We start from the raw sequence: 20037 nt of genomic DNA, 5'->3' as shown, positions 1-20037 counted from the left end.
GCTCACTCCGCCCGGCTGGCGAGCGCATTGACCGCCGCCACCGTGATCGCACTGCCGCCCAGACGCCCGGCCACGATGCACGACGGCACCGGCTGCGCCTGCCACAGCGCCTCCTTGCTTTCGGCCGCGCCGATGAAACCCACCGGGCAGCCGATGATCGCCGCCGGGCGAGGGCAGGCCGGGTCTTCCAGCATGTTCAGCAGGTGAAAGAGCGCGGTGGGCGCGTTGCCGATGGCCACCACGGCGCCATCCAGGTGCGGCCGCCAGAGCTCCAGCGCTGCGGCGGACCGCGTGTTGCCCATCCTGGCCGCCCGTTCGGGCACGCCCGGATCGTTCAGCGTGCAGATCACGTCGTTGTCGGCAGGCAGGCGTTTCCGCGTCACGCCTTCGGAGACCATCCGCGCGTCGCACAGGATCGGCGCGCCGCCTTCCAGCGCGCTGCGGGCGGCCGTCACGAACCCGGCCGAGAACCGCACGAACGCTTCCAGCCCGACCATCCCCGCGGCATGGATCATGCGCACGGCGATCTGTTCCTCGTCCGTGTCGAACCGGGCCAGATCGGCCTCCGCCCGGATCGTGGCGAAGGACTGGCGATAGATCGCGGCGCCGTCGGTTTCGTAGGTGTAGGGCATGTGCGTTACCTGAACGTTGCGGACGGCTGTGGACCCAAGTCTCCCGAAGCGCGAAGCGATCCGGTGCGCGCCCGACCCGCCCCCGTCGTGCCGGGCGCGCCCCTTGCGTCGTTCCGTACCGCTGTCGTGGACGAGATCGGCATCATGCCTCCGGGGTGTCCTGGGTGAGAATCTTCAGGATCTGGTCTTCGGTCAGGTCTGCTTCGTCGGCCTCATCCCATGCATGTCCGTCCCGGACAAGGTCGAACCGCCCTTCGCGGCCCACCAGCGTGACGGGCGACGCCGCCGACCGGGCACAGCCCTTGGAACAGCCCGAAACATGCAGCCCCGCGGGCAACCGTGGCGCCAGCCGGCGGGCCAGCGTCCGCGTCTCGACCGAGGCGGCGGGGCAGTAAGGCGCGCCGGGGCAGGCATCGGCATCCAGCAGCGCATTGCCCAGCGTCGTGACGAACCCCGCGCGCGAGGCCGAGATCGTATCGGTCACGCCTTCGAGAAGCAGCATCCGCCACGGCGTCAGCCGGATCGCGGGCGCGCCGGTGTCGGTCAGAAGACGCACGAGGTCCACCGCCGGGATCTGGCCGAAGGGCGCGCCCACCAGCAGACCGGCGGTCACGGGTCCCGGTTGCGCGCGGGCGGCCATGGGCACGGGAAAAACGCTCGCCTCGCGCGGGGTGCCGGTGGCGGTGACGACCTTGCGCATCCGCCGCAGGTCGGGCGTCACCCGCTTGGCGAGCCATTGCGCGAGATCGATCAGCGCAGGCACGGCAGTCTCTTCGGTGACGGGCACGCCCTTGTCGGCGCCGTCGGCCCGCAGGATCAGCCCGTCGTTCGCGTCGCGTTCGAACCGGAAATCGGCAGACGCAGTGCCCAGCACGCGGGTTCGGCCCGTATCTATGGCGATCCCGATCTTGGCGGGCAGGGGCGGCAGGTCGGGCAGGGCGCGGGTGAGGGCCGCGGTCAGCCGGTCCTCAATGCCGCCCGACTTGCGGAAAGGCGTGATCAGGATGTTCCGCCGCGCTTCCAGGTCGGCGTCCTGATCCAGCAGGTCGAGCTCTTCCAGCGTCGCCAGGACGGTCGGGAAGTCATCCTCGGACACGCCGCGCAACTGCAGGTTGGCGCGGCTCGTCAGATCCAGCGTGCCGTTGCCGAAGGTGCTGGACAGGCCCGCAAGCCCCAGCGCCTCGGCACTGGTCAGCCGGCCCGCGCGCGGGCGGACGCGCACGACCAGACCGTCGCCCGACAGCATGGGGCGGTGCGCGCCGGGGCACCAGCCCTTCACCTGCGGTTCGACGGTCATGCCGATTGCGCCTGCGTGACGGGCAGGTCGGCCAGGATCGAATTCCGCCGCGTCTGCCACAGCCCGGCCGCATGCAGCGCCGCGAACCGGGCGCGCATCGCGGCGAGCGCTTGGGGGTTGGCCTCGTCCAGAAAGGCAGTCACGTCGGGATCTCCCAGGGTGGCATCATGGTATGCGTCGAAGAGATGCGGTCCGACGACACCGGCGAGATGGGCGAAAGCCGAGAGATGTTCAAGCGTTGCCGCAATTTCCGCAGCGCCACGAAAGCCGTGACGGCGCATTCCGGCGATCCAGCCGGGCTGCGTGGCGCGGGCCTGCACGACCCGGGCGATTTCTTCGGTCAGGGTGCGCGCGGCGGGACGATCGGGATTCGTGTTGTCGAGGTGGTAGAGCCGCGCGGCGCCGCCGGTAATGGCCTGCGCGGCGGCAAAGCCTGCCTCGTGCGCGGCGTAATCTTCCGCCAGCAGCAGATCGGTTTCCGGCAGGTCCTGCGGGTGGACGAAACTGTCTGCGCCTGACACGCGGGCCTTCAGCCCGTCCATGTCCTTGGTCGCGTGCTCTCCGTCCAGCGCCCATGCGCTGGCCGACAGCCACGCCTCGCCCGCGCGGGTCCGGGCATCGTCGGAGTAATCGTCGAGCATCCCGCTCATCGACAGCCCGAAACTGCCCGGCGCGGGGCCGTAGACGCGGGTGACTTCCGCGCTTGTGAAAGGGTTCCAGTCGGGTGCCTCGTCCCGGTCGGCCAGCACGCGGACGGCCTGCGCAAACAGCGCCGAGAGCGTCGGGAACACGTCACGGAAGAGGCCCGACACCCGCAAGGTCACGTCGATCCGCGGGCGGTCGAGCTCGGTGATCGGGATCACCTCGATGCCCGACACGCGTTCCGAGCCCTTGTCCCATTGCGGCCGCACGCCGATCAGGTGCAGCGCCATGGCGAATTCCTCCCCCGCCGTGCGCATGGTGGCCGAGCCCCACAGATCCACGACCAGCCCCTTGGGCCAGTCGCCTTCCTCCTGCAGGTGGCGGCGGACGAGTTCTTCGGCCAGTTTCACGCCCTGCGCATAGGCCGCGCGGGTCGGCACGGTGCGGGGATCGGTGGTAAACAGGTTCCGCCCCGTGGGCAGCACGTCCGTCCGGCCCCGGTAGGGGGAGCCCGACGGCCCGGCCTCGATCCGCTTGCCATCCAGCGCGTCCAGCAGGCTTTGCCGTTCGCTGTTCGTCGATGCAGTGGTCGAGAAGGGGGCCGCACCTTCGGGCGCGCGGCCCCAGACGTGCAGCCCGTCGCCATACTGGCTTTCCTTCACGTCGCAGACGAAACGGTCGATGCGGGTGATCGCCTCGGCGGTGGAGGAGGCAAGATCCAGCCCCAGATCGCTTTCAACGCCCTGCGCCTGCGCCTCGGCCCGGATATCGGCCTGCAGCCGGTCGCGGCGGCGCGGGTCCAGCCCGTCGGCGTTCGAGAATTCGTCCAGCAGCGCCTCCAGCCGGGCCAGCCGGTCGGTCGTCTGCGATTGCCCCATTGGCGGCGGGATATGGCCCAGCGTGACGGCTCCGATCCGCCGCTTGGCCTGCGCGGCCTCACCCGGGTCATTCACGATGAACGGGTAGATGACGGGCAGCGCACCCGTCAGAGCTTCGGGCCAGCAGGTATCCGACAGCGCCACGGATTTGCCCGGCAGCCATTCCAGCGTGCCATGGGCGCCGATATGGATCAGCGCGTCGGCCTGTTGGCGAAGCCAGAGGTAGAAGGCGACATAGCCATGCCGGGGCGTGCGGGACAGGTCGTGGTAGTCGTCGTCACGCGCCTCGCGCCGTCCGCGTTCGGGTTGCAGCGCAACCAGGCTATTCCCCTGCCGGATCGCGCGGAAGGCGAACCCGTCGGGGCCGGCGTCTGCGTCGTCTTCCGGGGAGCCCCAGGCTTGTGTCAACTGGTCCTGGAGATCCCTTGGCAGTTTGGCGAGCGCCGCGCGATAGGCATCCATCGGCCAGGTGATCGTCTCGGTCCCCAGCCGGTCCGGCAGCGCGTCGATGGCGGCGGTATCGTACCCGGAGCCCGCCAGATCCGACAGGATCGCGGAGGTCGAGGCCAGCGGGTCGAGCCCCACGGCATGGGCCATGTTCCAGTCCCGCCCGGGATAGGTGGACAGCACCAGCGCCAGCCGCCGGTCAGGGACTGGGGTGCGGGCAAGGCGGTCCCAACCGGCGACGCGGTCGGCGATGGCCTCGATCCGCGCGGGCTCGGCCCGGTGGGCCTGTGCCGCGAATTGCAGATCGGGGTCGGGCTGTCCCGCTTCCTTGAACGAGGCGACACCGGCGAAGATCCGGCCGTCGACTTCCGGCAGGACGACATGCATGGCGAGGTCGGCGGGGGACAGGCCGCGTTCGGCCTCCGCCCAGGCTTTGCGGGCCGATGTGGCGAGCGCGATCTGGAAAACCGGCACGCCCGCGGCATCGAGCGGCGAGGTGCCGTCCTTGCCCTTGCCCGAAAACGCGGTGGCATTGACGACGGCCACGGGGTTCAACGCCTTGACCTGCCGCGCGAGCCAGCCTGCCGCCTGCGGATCCTTGAGTGACGGGGCGAAGAGGCCAAGCGGGGTATAACCGCGCTTCCGAAGCGCCTTTGAAAGCGCTTCCACGGGACCCAGATCGGCCGCAGAGAGATAGGCGCGGTAGAAGGCGATGAGCACAAGGCGCTTGGGGCCAATGGCGAGCGAGGCCGCGGCGGGGCACGTCACCCCGGTGTCGTCCGACCACGCCCCGACCAAGGGAAGCGCCTTCGCACCAGCCACCGGACGGGCATAAAGACCGGAAGCCAGTGCCAGCTGCTGAAGCGCGGCCTGCGCCGCGACCACGCCGCCGGTATCGCAGAGATGCGACAGGCGCCGGAGCGTCGAGACGGGCAGCGTCGAGATCTCGTCCAGACGGTCATCGGGGCGTCCGTCCGCCGGGAGAACCGCCAGCGCGATGCCCTTGTCGCGGGCCAGGGCGGCCACGCTTTGCAGACCGTAGGACCAGTAGGGCGCGCCGCCGATCAGGCGGATCAGGATGCCCTTCGCGCCCGCAAGCGTCTGTTCGACATAGACATCGACCGACAGCGGATGCTTCAGCGCCGCGAGGTTCGCGAGCCGCAGGCCGGGAGTTTCGCCCGCCGCCTTCGCCCGGTGCCAGCCTGCCGCAAAGGCGCCAAGGTCACTGTCGGAAAAGGACAGGACCACCAGATCCGCCGGGCTTTGGCCCAGGTCGGTGGGGGTCTCGGTTTCCTCTAACCCGTGGCTTTCACGAAAGACGACATGCATGGTGCGGGCGACGTAGCAGCGGCCTTACTGGGCCGCTACCTCCTCTGCGACCAGCGCCGCGCGGATTGCGGCCGGATCAATGTCGTCATGTTCGGCGATGACCACCAGGCGGCCCTGCCGCGGTTCACCCGCGCCCCAGGGACGGTCGAACTGGTGGCGCACCCGGGCGCCCACGGCTTGCACCAGCAGGCGCATCGGCTTGCCTTGCACGGCGGCATAGCCCTTCACGCGCAGGATGCGCTGTTCGATGGCCAGACGTTCGATCCGGGCGACCAGATCGGCAGGGTCTGACACTTCGGGGATGTTGACGACGATGCTGTCGAAATCCTCGTGATCGTGATCCGGGGCGCCATCGTGATGGCTGGGCCGCGCCGCCAGATCGTCTTCGGCGGCGGCACCGATGCCAAGGATGATGCGCGCATCGACGATGCCTTCCGAGACCTCGATCATGGGCAGCTTGCGGGGGGCCTCGGCCTCGATCACCGCGCGGGCCTTGGCGAGGCCTTCGGGGCCGGCCAGATCCGGCTTCGTCAGCAGCACGATATCGGCGCAGGAGATCTGGTCTTCGAACACTTCCGACAGGGGCGTTTCATGGTCGATGCTGTCATCGGCCAGACGCTGGGCATCGACGGCGGCCACGTTGGGCGCGAAGCGGCCCGCGGCCACGGCCTCGGCATCGGCCACGGCGATCACGCCGTCCACCGTCACGGCCGACCGGATCGCGGGCCAGTCGAAGGCCTTCAGGAGCGGCTTCGGCAGGGCCAGCCCCGACGTCTCGATGACGATGTGATCGGGGCGCGGATCGAGCTTCATCAGCGCCTCGATCGTGGGGATGAAATCGTCGGCCACCGTGCAGCAGATGCAGCCATTGGCCAGTTCCACGATGTTTTCCGCCGGGCAATCGGGGATGGCGCAGCTTTTCAGGATCTCTCCGTCCACGCCCACATCGCCGAATTCGTTGACGATCACGGCCAGCCGCTTGCCGCCGGCGTTCTGCATCAGGTGACGGATCAGCGTGGTTTTGCCCGAACCCAGGAAGCCGGTGATGACGGTGACGGGAAGCTTGGCGAGCGTGGTCATGGATCAGGACTCCTGCGGGGGGATGCGGGCGATGCAGTTCTTGCGGAAATGTTCGGGGCGTTCGCGCCACGGGATCAGCCCGTCGGCCCGGTCGCGGTACAGGGCGGCGCCATCGGCTAGCAGCGTGGCGTGGTCGGTTTCATTCAGGTTGCCATAGACATAGGTCCATCGCGCAGGCCCGCCACGCAGCACGGCGGAACAGCCGTGATCGCAGTTCGACAGGCATTCGACGGGAACAAGGGTCACGCCCTCGGGCAGGCCATGGGCTTCGATCCCGGCGGCCAGTTGCGCGCCGGGGCGGGTGCCATCGTCGGCGATCTCCTGCCCGCGGCGGCATTTGACGCAGACCAGAAGTTCGACCGGGGCCAGAGAAGTTTCGCCTGTGGTGTCGTCCAGAGTATCCGGACGGGGCGTGGTCATGTCGTTCACGGGCCTGCGCCTTTCGCGGTTCGGGACGGGGGGAAGGCGGGTGCGCGTCGGCCCGGAGGGCGTCTCGCGTCCCGACACCGGAACACCCCGTCCGGTTGACGTCGTCTCTGGCTGGCAGGTCTCCCGGCTTGCGGATCCCGAAGCCTTGCGGCTTCTGCGGCGGCCCGGCCTTCCCGACGGATGTCAGTGGCGTTGGGCTGTCTCTCCGGTCACGGTCGCGGGGGCGGCTGTGCTTCGCGGATATTGGCATCCGTCTGCACATTCCCTTTTCACCCGTTTACACGGGCACCAGCACGGGCCCAAATGCGCGCGTTCAACGGCACATGTCAAGAGAGGGCGGCGGAACCATGGACGAGACGGCAGAACGCCACAAGCTGAAGATGCAGAAGATCAAGGCCGCACGCGACCGAATCCTTGAAACCAAGACCGAGGAAAAGGGCCTGATCGTCGTCCATACCGGGCCGGGGAAGGGGAAATCGTCCTCCGGATTCGGGATGGTGATGCGGGCCATCGCCTGGGGCATTCCCTGCGCGGTGGTGCAGTTCATCAAGGGCGGGCGCGAGTCGGGCGAGGCGAATTTCCTGCGCGATCGCTTTGCCGATGAATGCCGGTTCTTCATCTCGGGCGAGGGCTTCACCTGGGAAACCCAGGACCGCGACCGCGACATCGCGATGGCCCGCAAGGGGTGGGAAACCGCGAAGGAACAGATCCTGGACCCCGAGATCGGCTTTGTCCTGCTGGACGAGATCAACATCGCGCTGCGCTACGATTACCTGGACATCGACGAGGTGGTCGATTTCCTGCTGACGCAGAAACCGGCCATGACCCATGTCGTGCTGACCGGCCGCAACGCCAAGCCGGAGCTGATCGAGGCCGCCGACCTGGTGACCGAGATGACGCTGGTCAAGCACCCGTTCCGCGACGGCGTGAAGGCGCAAAAGGGGATCGAGTACTAGATCACCAGCGCCACCGCACTGACGAGCAGGATCGCGGTGACGGCCCGCCGGTAGAACGCATCCGACAGGCGTCGCCCCATCAGGAACCCGGCCAGCACGCCGATCAGCGCGGGTGCGCACAGGGTGGCGGTGTTGCGCCACAGCCCGTCGGCGGTGCCGGCCACGGCCATCTGTGCCAGAAGCGCCAGCGGAAAGGCGAAGGCGATACCGGTGAGCGTCGTGGCGCGGACCGTCTCGGCCTCCATCTTCAGGGCCAGCGCATAGGCGGCGATGGGCGGGCCGGGCATGGCCAGCGCGCCCGACAGCATCCCCGCCGCGGTGCCCGCCGCCACGCGCCGGCCGGGTGCGTCGGTCTGAAACAGCTTTGCCCGCGCCGCCAGCCCGCTGGCCATCGCGGCCGAGGCCAGCACCGCAAGGGCCGCCAGCGCCTTCAGCGTGTCGAGCGGCATCAGCGCGAAGATCACGGCACCGATGGGCGTGCCGATGCAGATGCCCAGGATCAGCAGCAGCAAGAGCCGCCGGTCGGATTTAGGCAACGTGTCGGGCACAAGCGCCAGCGCCATCAGAAACCCGAGCACCAGCGAGATCTGCAGCGCACCGGCCGTCCCGAAGGCCAGAAGCAGGGCAGGCCCGGCGACAACGCCGAACCCCATACCCGCGCCCGATTGCAGGAACGCCGCCAGCGCGACCACGACCCAGAGCCACACCGGCGCCTCAGCCATGAGCGTGGCCTTCGGGAATGGCCCGACAGGGCGGGGGAGATGTGAAACCTGCGTCCATCGCGCGCTTCTAACGGGTCGCGATTACCATTCCGTTTCACTGTATCGCGGCGCGCAGGAAGGGCACCCTGACTGGTGCCTAGCCGGTGCCATGACAGGTGTTATGACGGGGGCGCAGGTCCTTCTTGCAAAATCCTCGGTATACAATGGTGACAGATTGCGCTACGTGACCGCGCCTGTCCCGTCCTGCCGACGGGCCACGACGCGCTGCGTCATTCGCACCTTGCAGATCGGCTTTCCAGATGATCCAGACCCTCTCCGATGCGCTCGCCGAGCGCGGATACGAAACCTTGACCCCGGTCCAGGAGGCGGTGACGGCATCCGAACTTCAAGACGCCGACCTGCTGGTCTCGGCGCAGACCGGCTCGGGCAAGACCGTGGGTTTCGGGCTGGCCATCGGCCCGACGCTTCTGGGCACCGAAGACAGGATGGGCCCGGCCGCCGCACCGCTGGCCCTTGTCGTCGCCCCCACGCGCGAACTGGCCTTCCAGGTCACGCGCGAGCTCAGCTGGCTTTACGAAAAGACCGGCGCGCGGGTCGCGTCGTGCGTGGGCGGCATGGACATGCGCGACGAACGCCGCGCGCTGGACCGCGGGGCGCATATCGTCGTCGGCACGCCCGGCCGCCTGCGCGATCACATCCAGCGCGGCTCGCTCGACATGACAGGCCTGCGCGCGATCGTGCTGGACGAAGCGGACGAGATGCTCGACCTGGGCTTCCGCGAAGACCTTGAATTCATGCTGGGCGAGGCACCGGAAGACCGCCGCACGCTGATGTTCTCGGCCACCGTGCCGCCGATGATCGTGACGCTTGCAAAGCATTACCAGCGCGATGCCGTCCGCGTCACGACGCTGTCCGACCGCAGCCAGCACGCCGACATCACCTACCAGGCGCTGAAGGTGGCCCAGCAGGACGCCGAGAACGCGATCATCAACGTGCTGCGCTATCACGAGGCGCAGAACGCCATCGTCTTCGCAAACACCCGCGCGACGGTGAACCGGCTGACGGCGCGCTTCGCCAATCGCGGCTTCGCGGTCGTGTGCCTGTCGGGCGAGCTGAGCCAGACCGAACGCAGCCACGCGCTGCAGGCAATGCGCGACGGCCGGGCGCGGGTCTGCGTGGCGACCGATGTCGCCGCGCGCGGCATCGACCTGCCGAACCTCGAACTGGTGATCCATGCCGAACTGCCCTCGAACGCCGAGGGCCTCCTGCACCGCTCGGGCCGGACGGGCCGGGCCGGGCGCAAGGGCATCTCGGCACTGGTGGTGCCGCCCAAGGCCATGAAGCGGGCCGAACGCCTGCTGAAGACCGCGCGCGTGAGCGCCGAGTGGATCACGGCGCCGGGCGCGGACGAGATCCTGCGCCGGGACGAGGAACGCCTGCTGGGCGATCCCGGCTGGGACGCCGAGGTAACCGCGAACGAAGCCGATTTCGCCGCGCGCCTTCTGGCCGAGCGCACGCCCGAGGCCGTGGCCGCAGCCTACCTGCGCCTCTACCGCACCAAGCATTCCGCACCCGAAGACCTCGCCGCGCCCGATGCGCGCCCCGGGCCGCGCGACCGGGCGCCGTTCGGGCCCAGCACATGGTTCGCGCTGTCGGTCGGCCGCAATGACCGGGCCGAGGCGCGCTGGCTGTTGCCGCTCCTGTGCCGGACGGGCGGGCTCGACAAGGACATGATCGGCGCGATCCGGGTGCAGGAGACGGAAACCTACGTCGAACTCGCGGAGGCGGGGGTCCCGGGTTTCGAGGCCGCGCTGGGAAACAACGGCGTTCTGGAAGAAGGCGTCACCGCCCGCCGGATGGACGGGGTCCCCGGTGCCGGCGACACCCGCCGCCCGTCCGCGCCCCGGCCGCGTCCCGCACCATCGAAACCGCCCAAGCGCGCCGCCCCGGCGCCGCGTCCGGACGCCGAGGCCACACCGCCGAAACGCCGCGATCCCCCGGCAGAGCGGCCGCGCAAGGGTGCGGACGCGGCGCCAAGACGGAGGGAGACAGGCCCGGACCGCAAACCCGGACCCGACGCCGCACCGAAGTCCGCCAAGTACACGCCGGAAAAACGCGGCAAGGCGCCGGAGAAACGGGACCACGCGGGCGCTGCCAAACCGCGCACCAAACCCGATGGCGCGGCCAAGCGCCGTGGCCCGTCCGCGTCCAGCGGAGCGTCTGCCGCGGACACCTCGAAGCGCTTTGTCCCGCCGAAAGGCGCTTCGGCCGGAAAAGCCCGCCGCGGCCCGCCTGCCAAACCCGGCGCGCGGGGTCCGAAACCTCCCAAACGGTAGCGCGTACCCGCGCGGGCAGGGGGCTCTGCCCCCATCGCCCGTCGGGCTCCCCCCGAGGTATTTCCGGACCAAGGAAGGCATGGCGAAGGTCCCCCGACTTCTGTGGTCTTCAAATACCTCGGGGGGAGTCCGCGCATCGCGCAGGCAGGGGGCAGAGCCCCCGTCGACGATACCGGCCGGGTGAACCGCCAGCCACTGGTAGGGCCCTAGAAAGGGCCGTCCTCCAGCACGCCATCGGCGCTCATCTGGGCATAGAGCAGGCCCTCGCGCAGGCCGCGGTCGGCCACCGACAGCCGGTCGGTGGGCCATATCCTGAGCAGCGCCTGCAGGATGGCCGATCCCGACATGATCAGCGCATGGCGGTCTTCGCCGATCCGGGGGTCGGCGCGGCGGCCTTCCGGGCCCATGTCGAGGTAGCCGCGGATCACCTGGTCGATCTGGTCGGAGGTCATACGCAGGCCGTCCACCTTGGTGCGGTCATAGCGCGTGAGACCCAGATGGGACGCGGCGACGGTCGTGACCGTGCCCGACGTCCCGACGATCTGGAACCGTTCGCGCGCGTGGTCGCGGCGGTAGGGCGTGAAGTTGGCGAGGTTCTCCTCGAAGAACCAGCTCATCAGCGCGAAGCGGGCGCTGTCGTCCTGCACGTCCTGGAACTGGTCGCGCAGTGTTGCCACGCCCAGCGGGACCGAGATCCAGTCAATGACCTTCGCCGCGGGGAAGGGGCTTTCGGGCGGGTGGAACCCGGCATGGAGCCGCATGATCGCCCGGGGCCGGTCGCGCGCGGGAACCGACGTGATGTCGATCCACACCAGTTCGGTCGAGCCGCCGCCGATATCGACCACCAGCAGGTGGTCCGTCTTGGTGGACACCAGCGGCGCGCAGGAAATGACCGCCAGGCGGGCTTCTTCCTCGGGTTCGATGATTTCCAGCGACAGGCCGGTTTCGCGTTGCACGTTCTGGATGAAATCGCGCGCGTTCTTGGCGCGCCGGCACGCCTCGGTCGCGACAAGACGCATCCGCCGCACCTTGTTGCGCTTCAGTTTCTGCTGGCAGATCCTGAGCGCCTGCACCGTCCGCGCCATCGACGATCGCGACAGGCGGCCCGTGCGTTCCAGGCCCGCGCCAAGCTGGACGGACTTCGAGAAGCTGTCCACGACATGGAAGCCGCTGCCCTTGGGCTGGGCAATCAGCATGCGGCAGCTGTTGGTACCCAGATCCAGCGCCGCATAGAGTTCGGCTGGATCGGGCAGAATGGGCGCAGGCCGCTCGACCACCTTGGGGAGCGCGCCTACACTGGTTGGACGCTTGGGCGCCATAATACGCCCTCCGGATTTCGAGTTAATTTACAGACTAAAGAGAATGATGCCCTGCCGCAAGCCGTGCGATGGGAGGCGGCTTGGCAACGCTCCGTCAACCGGGGCTGTGGCAGGCTGTGCGCCATGGACGGAATGGTGCTTTTGGGCCGCACTTGCGGCGGAACGGGGTGCATGCCTTCCCTTGGGTCGCTGCATCGTGGCGTTGTGTCGAAAACGTGCCGCCGGGTTGTCGTTTCGTGGATTAGGAACGTCCCTCAGGTCAGGCCGCAAAAAGGGAATCGGTCATGCCGGAAGTTACCATCGTCTACTGGCGCGACATCCCCGCCCAGGTCATCGTCGGCAAGGGCCGTCGCGGTTCCAAGAAGGTTCTCGCGGAGCGGTTCGAGCAGGCCATTGACCGCGCGGCGATGAAAACCGGTGCCGGGGATACGGATGCCTACCTGGCCGAATGGCGCAAGTCGCCCTCTGGCACGGTCGAAGGCACCCCGGACGAGGTGGCCGAGGCAGAAGCCGCGCGCCTTGAGGCGGAATATGGTCCGGAAAGACTCCGGGCCATGATCGAAAACGACGGTTGGGCGTAAGCCCCGGGCGCAACGCGGGATCCTCCCGCATCGATTGGTGGAGGCGGCAATGGCCCTTCTGAACTTCAAGCGACGTGAAGACCTGGCCCAAGCGCCCAGCACGCCGCGCAATCCGCAGGTTGAAACCTTCCTCGAAGGCTATTCGATCGAGGTCATGCCCCGCACGGCCGAGAAGGTGGAATGTTTCGCCGACATCCTGCCCGCCGGCACGCGCGTCTACATCGCGCATATCGCGGGCACCCCGATCGAGGACATGGTCGCCACTGCCGCGCGCATCGCCGGCGAAGGCTTCACCGTCATGCCGCATTTCCCGGCGCGGATCATCGCCGACAAGGGCACGCTCGCCGACTGGATCGCCCGCTACCAGGGCGAGGCGGGCGTCGACCAGGCGCTGCTGCTGGCCGGTGGCGTCGATCAGCCCGCGGGCGATTTCGACAGCTCAATGCAGATGATGGAAACCGGGCTCTTCGACAAGGCGGGCTTCAAGCGCCTGCACGTGGCCGGGCACCCCGAAGGCAACCGCGACATCGACCCGAAAGGCGGCTTTGCCAATGTCGATGCGGCGCTGCGGTGGAAGCAGGATTTCTCCACCCGCACCGATGCCGAAATGGCCATCGCGACCCAGTTCGCCTTCGACGCGGGTCCGATCATCAAGTGGGCCGACAGCCTGAAGGACGCGGGCATCGACATCCCGATCCATATCGGCGTGGCAGGGCCTGCGAAGCTGCAGACGCTGATCAAGTTCGCCATCGCCTGCGGTGTGGGCCCGTCGCTGAAGGTCCTGCAGAAGCGCGCGATGGACGTGACCAAGCTGATGATGCCGTACGAGCCTTCGGACGTCGTCGCCAAGCTGGCCGCGCACAAGGCTGCCAACCCCGATTTCAACATCGAACGGGTGCATTTCTTCCCGCTGGGCGGTATCAAGACGAATGCGACCTGGGCGACCGAGAACGGCGGCGATGCCGCCCGGCCCGTGAACGGCTGAAGGCCCGGACACGCCCGTTGCCTGCCGGCCGCATTTCTGCGGCCGGTCGATTGTACCTTATTGAAAGACCCTGAAAGGGCCTCACATGACCCGCACCGTGCTGGAAAGCAAATCCAAGACCGCCATCATCGGCTTCGATCAGCCCTTCTGCGTGATCGGCGAACGGATCAACCCGACCGGCCGCAAGAAACTGGCGGCCGAGCTTGAGGCGGGCGATTTCTCGACCGTGGAAAAGGACGCCATCGCGCAGGTTGCGGCCGGGGCCACGGTGCTCGATATCAATGCGGGCGTCGTCTACAACTCCAACCCCAACCCGAACGAGACCGAGCCGCCGCTGATGCGCAAGGTGGTCGAACTGGTGCAGGGGCTGGTCGACGTGCCGCTGTGCATCGACAGCTCGGTCCCCGGCGCGCTGGAGGCGGGGCTGGAGATCTGCGAGGGTCGGCCGCTCGTGAACTCCGTCACCGGGGAAGAGGAACGGATGGAGTTCGTGTTCCCGCTGGTGAAGAAGTACAACGTGCCGGTGGTGGCGATTTCCAACGACGATACCGGGATTTCGGAAGATCCGGACGTGCGCTTTGCCGTGGCCAAGAAGATCGTGGAACGCGCCGCCGATTTCGGCATTCCGGCCCATGACATCGTGGTCGATCCGCTGGTGATGCCGGTGGGCGCGATGGGGACGGCCGGCGTGCAGGTCTTTACGCTGGTCCGCCGTCTGCGGGACGAACTGGGCGTGAACACGACCTGCGGCGCGTCGAATATTTCCTTTGGGCTGCCGAACCGGCACGGGATCAACAACGCCTTCCTGCCGATGGCGATGAGCGCCGGGATGACGTCTGCGATCATGAACCCGGTGGCGCTGCCCATCCCGCAAGCCAAGATTGCCGAGAAGAAGGCCGAGGTCGAAGCGCTGGGGATCGTGATCCCCGAGGGCATGGACGATGAAACCTTCGTGACGCTCTTTGGCCTGGGCTCGACCCTGCCGCGTCCGGGCAAGGAGATGGAGGCCATCCGCGCCGCCAACTTCCTTTGCGACCGCGATCCCCACGGATCGGCCTGGATCGCTTTCAACAAGCCTCCCGGTGAGGCCGGCGAAGGCGGCGGCCGCCGTGGCCGTCCCGGTGGACGTCGCCGCCGCGCGTAACCTTACGCTGGGAAGCCGCTTGGGGCGGCTTCCCAATGGGCCCGCGCCGCTGTGCCTGTCGACCTGAACGCCCGGCCGGGCTAAGCCGGGTGTCAGACGCACAGGAGGCCCCGCCGTGACCGATCAGAAAACCGGCCAGCAGATCGAACGCCGCGCGCTTGTCATCAGCATGTGGGCGAACCTGTTCATGGGGGTCACCGGTGTGATCTGCGCCGTGCTGTCCCATTCGAACGCGATCCTTGTCGACGGGCTGTTCTCGACGATCGGGTTCACCGCCGCCGTGGTGGGCCGCCGGATCAGCGCCCGGGCCGAAGACGGCCCCGACCGCTTCCGCCCGTTCGGCTATGCGGCGGACGAGGCGATCTTCACCACCTTCCGGTCGCTGTCCCTGCTGGGCCTGATGCTGTTCGCGATGCTCTCGTCGATCAAGCACATCTGGGCCTACACCCAAGGTCACCCGCCCGAAGAGATCGTCTTCGGCCCGGTCATCTTCTACTTCGTCGTGATCGGGCTGACCTGCGTTCTGCTGTGGCTGTCGCACCGCCGGTCGTGGCTGGCGGGTGGCAAGCGCAGCGAGATCCTGAAGATGGAAGCCAACGGCGCCGCCTTCGACGGTCTCCTGACCGGTGCTGCCGGGGTCGGGCTTCTGGCCATGCACTTTTTCAGCGACGGGTTCCTGGCCCCCATCGCGCCGGTGGGCGATTCGATCATCGTGCTGATCCTGTGTGCCGCCGTCGTGGGCCGCTATGTCTTCGACTTCCGCGCGGGCCTGCGGGAACTGGCGGGCGTCACCGCCGACCCGCGCGAGATCGCGATCATCCGCCGGGCCGTCCGCCCGGTTCTGGCCGAGGACGGCGGGCGCCTCATCGACCTGTCGGTCATGAAGATGGGCCGCAGCTACGCAGTTTCGGCCTATTACGACCCGGGTCGCGCGGTGACGGCGAAGCTTGTCGACCAGCTCTGTCTGGCCATGGACCGCGCAACGCAGGCCGTTCTTCCGGGGTCGTCCGTGATCCTGATCATCACGGAATGTGGCCGGGCTTGGCCCGAACACATGGTGCGCGATTTCCGCCTGTCGGGATCGCTCGACGATCCCGATGATGTTGCGGGCGCGTCGCACGGCTGATCGAGCTCTGCTGGCCTTGATACGTCGCATCAGGCATGTTGCCCCCGACGCAAGGAGGCACGCATGACATTCACCACCAGACCCGAGATCACCGGCACCTTCGGGGCCGTCACCTCGACCCACTGGATCGCCTCGGCGGTCGGCATGGGCATGCTGGAGCGTGGCGGCAATGCCTTCGACGCCGCCGTGGCCACAGGCTTCACGCTGCAGGTGGTCGAACCCCACCTGAACGGCCCGGGCGGGGAATTCCCGGCCATCTTCCGGTCGGCCAAGACGGGCAAGACCGAGGTGCTGTGCGCTCAGGGCACCGCGCCTGCCGGGGCGACCATCGCGCATTACCGGAACGAAGGGCTGGCACAGATCCCGGGCTCCGGCCTATTGGCCACCGTGATTCCCGGCGCCTTCGACGGCTGGATGCTGCTTTTGCGCGATCACGGCACGATGTCCCTGCGCGATGTGCTGGAACCCGCGATCCGTTACGCCCGCCACGGCCACCCGATCCTGCAGCGTGCGGCCGATACGATTGCCGATCTGGCGGGCTTCTTCACCGATCACTGGCCGACCTCTGCCCACACGTGGATGCCCGGCGGCAAGGCGCCCACGGGCGGGACGCTTTTCGCCAACCCGGTGCTGGCCGACACGTGGGAACGCATTCTGTCAGAGGCCGAATCCGTCAGGGGCCGCGAGGCGCAGATCGAGGCTGCGCGCAACGCCTGGTCGCAAGGCTTCGTGGCGGAGGCGGTCGACCGGTTTGTCAAGGGAACCGAGGCGATGGACGGCTCCGGCCAGCGGCACAAGGGTGTGCTGACGGGGCAGGACATGGCCGGCTGGCAGGCCAGCTACGAGCCGCCGGTCTCGGGCGATTACCGCGGCTGGCAGGTGCTGAAGACCGGGCCTTGGGGGCAGGGACCTGTAATGTTGCAGGCGCTCGCGCTGCTGGAAGGGTACGACATTGCCGCGATGGACCCGAACGGGGCCGAGTTCATACACCTCGTGATCGAGGCCATGAAGCTCGCCTTCGCCGACCGGGAAGCCTATTACGGCGATCCCGATGTCGTGGATGTGCCGCTTGAGGCACTGCTGTCCGCCGAACACACAGCCGAACGCGCGGCGCTGATCGGGGCCATCGCATCGGCGGAGCAACGCCCCAGCCGTCTGCCGGGATACGAGGCGCTGGCGGATGGCGTTCTGCACCGTGCGGCAAGCCTCACCGGCAACCGGGACGCGGCCGAGCCCACGATGGCGCACCTGGCCGACCGCAAGGGGGACACGGTCCATCTGGATGTGATCGACGCCGAGGGCAACATGATCTCTGTCACGCCGTCGGGCGGGTGGCTGCAATCCAGCCCGGTGATCCCGGAGCTGGGGTTTTGCCTGAATTCCCGTGCGCAGATGTACTGGCTGGAGGAGGGGCTGAACCAGTCGCTCCGCCCCGGCGCGCGGCCGCGCACGACGCTGACGCCCAGCCTGGCTTTCGGACCTGATGGCGAGGCGCTGGCCTTCGGCACCCCGGGTGGAGACCAGCAGGACCAGTGGCAGCTCGTCTGGTTCCTGCATCACGTGGACCACGGCATGAACCTGCAGGAGGCCATAGACGCGCCGCTGTTCCATTCGCAGCATTTCACCGGCTCGTTCTATCCGCGCTCGGCCATGCCGGGCGAGATGATGATCGAGGAGAGCGTGGGGGAAGAGGTGATCTCGGCCCTGCGGGCGAAGGGGCATGGCGTGAACCTGACACCGCCCTGGACGGCGGGGCGGCTGACGGCGGCCTCGCGCAATCACGACGGGCTGATCCGGGCGGCGGCGACACCGCGGCTGATGCAGGCCTATGCGATCGGGCGGTGATGGCCGAACGCTGGTGCCGCCATCTGATCTTTCAGTCGGTGGGCGCAGACGTGATACCGTTCCGGATGGCCGCGCAGAAGTCGTCAAGGGCCGTCTTGTCTTCTGCCAGCCTGCGACGCAGCGCACGTGGAAGCTCAAGTTGTACCCCTTTGCCAGAGCGTGTCCGGTTGCAGATGTTTAACGCGTGCACGCCGGGCAGGGTCTTGTTCGGGATGGCCCCGAAACCGGCGTCGCGCAGCGATTGGCCGATGGCATCGCGCAAATCGGTTGCGCGGCCCCCCAGCCATACCGCGTCGCTGCCGTCGTCCTTGCGCCCATGGATCGCCACCGCAGTCGAAGCTGTGCCGACAAGGGCAATGGCAACGGGTTCATCGAAGCGATGCGACGTTATGTGAAAGTCGCCGTGCGCCCCGGGTTTCAGGGCCTCGAAGGCATAGAACGACAGGTCGGTGCCCGCAATCGCTGCGGCGATTTCGGCTGTTTCGGGCTCTATCGACCCGCCATGAGGGGCGAGGATCACGGCGTTCGTGCCCCGATCCTCGCTCCGGATCCGGTAATCGACGTCCGGCTTCATATCGGCGGCGAGGTCTTTGAAGTTCTGATAGCGATCAGCCATGGATCATTCTCCAGCGGGTGCGACTGCCAGCGCGTTTGGCGCGGGCGTTCACATCTTCAGTTTGCTCACCTTCTTCGTAATATGTTCGCCCTTTCGCTCAAGGGCCACGATTTCACCGAATTCGATGTTCAGCCATTCGTCGCCATCTTCGGTCAAGGGCTCGGACGCGAATATGGCGGATGTGGCTTCGCCGTCCGGGCAGGCATCGACCTTGTAGGATTTCTCATGATCCAGAAAGTTCTTTCCCATCAGCAGATACATGGGTTCCAGCAGCATCGACAGCGCCATGTCGCCTTCGCCGTCCGCAGAGGGCCGCAGGTTCTTCCAGTCGCCGGCGACGTGGGTCTCTCCGTCATGCCCGCAGCCGTAATTGACGCCGATGATCCGACCCGGAGCGACCAGGGCGATCTTCAATTTGGTCAGGGCAGGCAGGCCAAGCTTTTCCATTGCCTGAACAATGACCTCCAGAAGTTTTTCGAACCCTTTCTTGACGTTTTCGTCGCTGTCGCCGTCAAGCAATGACAGCAGCAGGGCAAAAAGGAACTCCGTGTCGGTGGTGCCCTTTATCTGCTTCAGATACCGATCCTCGAAATGCGGCAGCAATTCCCTTTGCAGCAACCTCCAGTTCGGCAACGCGCCGTTCTGGGCAATGATCCACGGCGTACCCTCGAAGGTGAAGGGATGACAATTCTCATCGGTCAGGACAACCCCGGCATGATAACTCGACGCTCTGACATGCGCGAGCAGGGTGCTGCCCTGAAGGCTGGGTATGATCCCCTGTACGTTGTCGTCGTAGAAGGCCGCCTTGGGCCTGTGGTAAAGGAACGGCTCTTCCGGCTTCAGAAGGTGTTTGCTCCACGCTCCAAATCCCCAGCCAGCCAATTGAAGATGCGGATGAAGCTCCGGGTCCAGGCTCTGGTTGATCAGGCTGTTTTCCGGCTCGAGAAGCAGGCTTTCAAGCGGTATTTCCGGGCCGATATAGGCGAAGACGCGGCACATGTTTTTCCTAACTTTTGACTTGAACATAAGCCCGACGGGTTCATTCGGCGCAGCGCCTGAATGTGTCAAAGCCTCGTCTGCCCATGGCAGACCTTGCCGCGTCGCGCGGCATTGAGCAAGGCATGCTCTTCAAGGGCGTTCGGTGCCTTGCCTGAACGGTGAGATCCGGCCGACGCAACCTCTCCGGCGCGATGAAAGTGCGTTCTGTCACGCCGATGACGTATGCTCCCCGTACCCCGCACTCAGGCGAGTCGGGTTACAGGGGGACGGGCAGGATGAAGATCGTTGAAGGCGGGAACGTGCGGGTTGAATGCACGGACTCGGGGAAAATCGTGGAAGGGATCGTTGTGACGCGGTCGTCGAAGCAGGTGCGGATCAACATGGCCGGCGTAGCGATGACCTTCCGCGCGAACCCGAAAGGTGAGTTCTGGGCGCAACAGTCCGGCATGAGCTTCGTCATCCGGACAGTTTGATTCACTTTTTGGCGCCTGGTATCCCACTGCCCCCCCCGGCGGAGGACGCGCGCGTCACAGGATGACGTTTCGTCATCCAGCCCGGAAAATCAGTCGTTTCGGCCCGTTCTGGCCGGCATGCGGGCCCGCGTCGCCCAAGCTTTTGGCATCTGTCACCTGCGGCGATCCGGCCCGCGATGATGTGGCGGGTTCGGTTGACCC

17 protein-coding genes and 1 riboswitch are annotated in these 20037 nt (G+C 67.3%); of the genes, 8 read left to right on the top strand and 9 right to left on the bottom strand.

Annotation, left to right across the window (positions count from 1 at the left end):
- Window positions 1-2: 2 nt before the first annotated feature.
- From D4754_RS04785 to D4754_RS04765, 5 genes are all read right to left on the bottom strand, one after another.
- Complete coding sequence (locus tag D4754_RS04785; protein WP_121061784.1) at window positions 3-632, bottom strand: precorrin-8X methylmutase; 630 nt, start codon at window positions 630-632, stop codon at window positions 3-5.
- A gap of 142 nt (window positions 633-774) precedes the next feature.
- Entirely contained in the window at window positions 775-1929 is a 1155-nt protein-coding gene (locus D4754_RS04780; protein WP_240453753.1) for a cobalamin biosynthesis protein CobG, read from the bottom strand.
- A complete protein-coding gene (gene cobN / locus D4754_RS04775; protein ID WP_121061783.1) occupies window positions 1926-5225 on the bottom strand; it encodes a cobaltochelatase subunit CobN in 3300 nt (1099 codons plus the stop codon). The genes D4754_RS04780 and cobN overlap by 4 nt, the downstream gene beginning before the upstream one ends.
- 24 nt (window positions 5226-5249) lie before the next feature.
- A complete protein-coding gene (gene cobW, locus D4754_RS04770; RefSeq protein ID WP_121061782.1) occupies window positions 5250-6305 on the bottom strand; it encodes a cobalamin biosynthesis protein CobW in 1056 nt (351 codons plus the stop codon).
- Window positions 6306-6308: 3 nt separating this feature from the next.
- Entirely contained in the window at window positions 6309-6725 is a 417-nt protein-coding gene (locus D4754_RS04765; protein WP_121062227.1) for a DUF1636 family protein, read from the bottom strand.
- A 105-nt stretch (window positions 6726-6830) separates the two neighbouring features.
- Window positions 6831-7042: riboswitch (cobalamin riboswitch) on the bottom strand.
- A gap of 39 nt (window positions 7043-7081) precedes the next feature.
- On the opposite strand from D4754_RS04765, the gene cobO reads away from it, so the two are divergent.
- Window positions 7082-7690, top strand: a complete 609-nt coding sequence (gene cobO / locus D4754_RS04760; protein WP_121061781.1) for a cob(I)yrinic acid a,c-diamide adenosyltransferase — start codon at window positions 7082-7084, stop codon at window positions 7688-7690.
- Here cobO and D4754_RS04755 read toward each other — a convergent pair.
- Window positions 7687-8412, bottom strand: coding sequence for a sulfite exporter TauE/SafE family protein (locus D4754_RS04755; protein ID WP_121061780.1), 726 nt, complete (start codon window positions 8410-8412; stop codon window positions 7687-7689). The two genes, cobO and D4754_RS04755, sit on opposite strands and share 4 nt — an antisense overlap.
- 299 nt (window positions 8413-8711) lie before the next feature.
- Between D4754_RS04755 and D4754_RS04750 the strand changes: the two genes are divergently transcribed.
- Window positions 8712-10748, top strand: coding sequence for a DEAD/DEAH box helicase (locus D4754_RS04750; RefSeq protein WP_121061779.1), 2037 nt, complete (start codon window positions 8712-8714; stop codon window positions 10746-10748).
- A gap of 206 nt (window positions 10749-10954) precedes the next feature.
- On the opposite strand, the gene D4754_RS04745 is transcribed toward D4754_RS04750, so the two are convergent.
- A complete protein-coding gene (locus tag D4754_RS04745; protein ID WP_121061778.1) occupies window positions 10955-12067 on the bottom strand; it encodes a Ppx/GppA phosphatase family protein in 1113 nt (370 codons plus the stop codon).
- A gap of 284 nt (window positions 12068-12351) precedes the next feature.
- On the opposite strand from D4754_RS04745, the gene D4754_RS04740 reads away from it, so the two are divergent.
- From D4754_RS04740 to D4754_RS04720, 5 genes are all read left to right on the top strand, one after another.
- Window positions 12352-12648: a virulence factor gene (locus D4754_RS04740; RefSeq protein WP_121061777.1), complete on the top strand. Its 297-nt coding sequence runs from the start codon at window positions 12352-12354 to the stop codon at window positions 12646-12648.
- A gap of 49 nt (window positions 12649-12697) precedes the next feature.
- Window positions 12698-13633 carry a methylenetetrahydrofolate reductase gene (locus D4754_RS04735; protein ID WP_121061776.1) on the top strand — a complete coding sequence of 312 codons (936 nt, stop codon included), beginning with the start codon at window positions 12698-12700 and terminating at the stop codon, window positions 13631-13633.
- An 85-nt stretch (window positions 13634-13718) separates the two neighbouring features.
- Complete coding sequence (locus tag D4754_RS04730) at window positions 13719-14777, top strand: methyltetrahydrofolate cobalamin methyltransferase (protein WP_121061775.1); 1059 nt, start codon at window positions 13719-13721, stop codon at window positions 14775-14777.
- Window positions 14778-14892: 115 nt separating this feature from the next.
- Window positions 14893-15903, top strand: coding sequence for a cation transporter (locus D4754_RS04725; RefSeq protein ID WP_121061774.1), 1011 nt, complete (start codon window positions 14893-14895; stop codon window positions 15901-15903).
- Window positions 15904-15966: 63 nt separating this feature from the next.
- On the top strand, window positions 15967-17748 hold the full coding sequence (locus D4754_RS04720; protein ID WP_121061773.1) for a gamma-glutamyltransferase family protein: 1782 nt from the start codon (window positions 15967-15969) through the stop codon (window positions 17746-17748).
- 31 nt (window positions 17749-17779) lie between these two features.
- Here the strand turns inward: D4754_RS04720 and D4754_RS04715 are convergent, their stop codons facing one another.
- Together D4754_RS04715 and D4754_RS04710 are read right to left on the bottom strand one after the other, a co-directional pair.
- Complete coding sequence (locus tag D4754_RS04715; protein WP_121061772.1) at window positions 17780-18364, bottom strand: poly-gamma-glutamate hydrolase family protein; 585 nt, start codon at window positions 18362-18364, stop codon at window positions 17780-17782.
- 48 nt (window positions 18365-18412) lie between these two features.
- Entirely contained in the window at window positions 18413-19390 is a 978-nt protein-coding gene (locus D4754_RS04710; protein WP_240453752.1) for a class II glutamine amidotransferase, read from the bottom strand.
- Window positions 19391-19638: 248 nt separating this feature from the next.
- On the opposite strand from D4754_RS04710, the gene D4754_RS04705 reads away from it, so the two are divergent.
- Window positions 19639-19836, top strand: a complete 198-nt coding sequence (locus D4754_RS04705; RefSeq protein ID WP_121061770.1) for a hypothetical protein — start codon at window positions 19639-19641, stop codon at window positions 19834-19836.
- The last annotated feature ends 201 nt before the right edge of the window (window positions 19837-20037 follow it).

This window comes from Chachezhania antarctica, from assembly GCF_003646465.1.
Lineage (GTDB): Bacteria > Pseudomonadota > Alphaproteobacteria > Rhodobacterales > Rhodobacteraceae > Chachezhania > Chachezhania antarctica.
This window is presented reverse-complemented; position numbering and strand designations above follow the sequence as displayed.

Bases quoted from the DNA above. Each gene is read 5' to 3' on its own strand.
- D4754_RS04755 (WP_121061780.1), bottom strand. From the start codon at position 8,412: ATGGCTGAGGCGCCGGTGTGGCTCTGGGTCGTGGTCGCGCTGGCGGCG.
- D4754_RS04750 (WP_121061779.1), top strand. From the start codon at position 8,712: ATGATCCAGACCCTCTCCGATGCGCTCGCCGAGCGCGGATACGAAACC.
- D4754_RS04765 (WP_121062227.1), bottom strand. From the start codon at position 6,725: ATGACCACGCCCCGTCCGGATACTCTGGACGACACCACAGGCGAAACT.
- D4754_RS04720 (WP_121061773.1), top strand. From the start codon at position 15,967: ATGACATTCACCACCAGACCCGAGATCACCGGCACCTTCGGGGCCGTC.
- D4754_RS04785 (WP_121061784.1), bottom strand. From the start codon at position 632: ATGCCCTACACCTACGAAACCGACGGCGCCGCGATCTATCGCCAGTCC.
- cobN (WP_121061783.1), bottom strand. From the start codon at position 5,225: ATGCATGTCGTCTTTCGTGAAAGCCACGGGTTAGAGGAAACCGAGACC.
- D4754_RS04710 (WP_240453752.1), bottom strand. From the start codon at position 19,390: ATGTTCAAGTCAAAAGTTAGGAAAAACATGTGCCGCGTCTTCGCCTAT.
- D4754_RS04730 (WP_121061775.1), top strand. From the start codon at position 13,719: ATGACCCGCACCGTGCTGGAAAGCAAATCCAAGACCGCCATCATCGGC.
- D4754_RS04740 (WP_121061777.1), top strand. From the start codon at position 12,352: ATGCCGGAAGTTACCATCGTCTACTGGCGCGACATCCCCGCCCAGGTC.
- D4754_RS04735 (WP_121061776.1), top strand. From the start codon at position 12,698: ATGGCCCTTCTGAACTTCAAGCGACGTGAAGACCTGGCCCAAGCGCCC.
- D4754_RS04705 (WP_121061770.1), top strand. From the start codon at position 19,639: ATGAAGATCGTTGAAGGCGGGAACGTGCGGGTTGAATGCACGGACTCG.
- cobO (WP_121061781.1), top strand. From the start codon at position 7,082: ATGGACGAGACGGCAGAACGCCACAAGCTGAAGATGCAGAAGATCAAG.
- D4754_RS04745 (WP_121061778.1), bottom strand. From the start codon at position 12,067: ATGGCGCCCAAGCGTCCAACCAGTGTAGGCGCGCTCCCCAAGGTGGTC.
- D4754_RS04780 (WP_240453753.1), bottom strand. From the start codon at position 1,929: ATGACCGTCGAACCGCAGGTGAAGGGCTGGTGCCCCGGCGCGCACCGC.
- cobW (WP_121061782.1), bottom strand. From the start codon at position 6,305: ATGACCACGCTCGCCAAGCTTCCCGTCACCGTCATCACCGGCTTCCTG.
- D4754_RS04715 (WP_121061772.1), bottom strand. From the start codon at position 18,364: ATGGCTGATCGCTATCAGAACTTCAAAGACCTCGCCGCCGATATGAAG.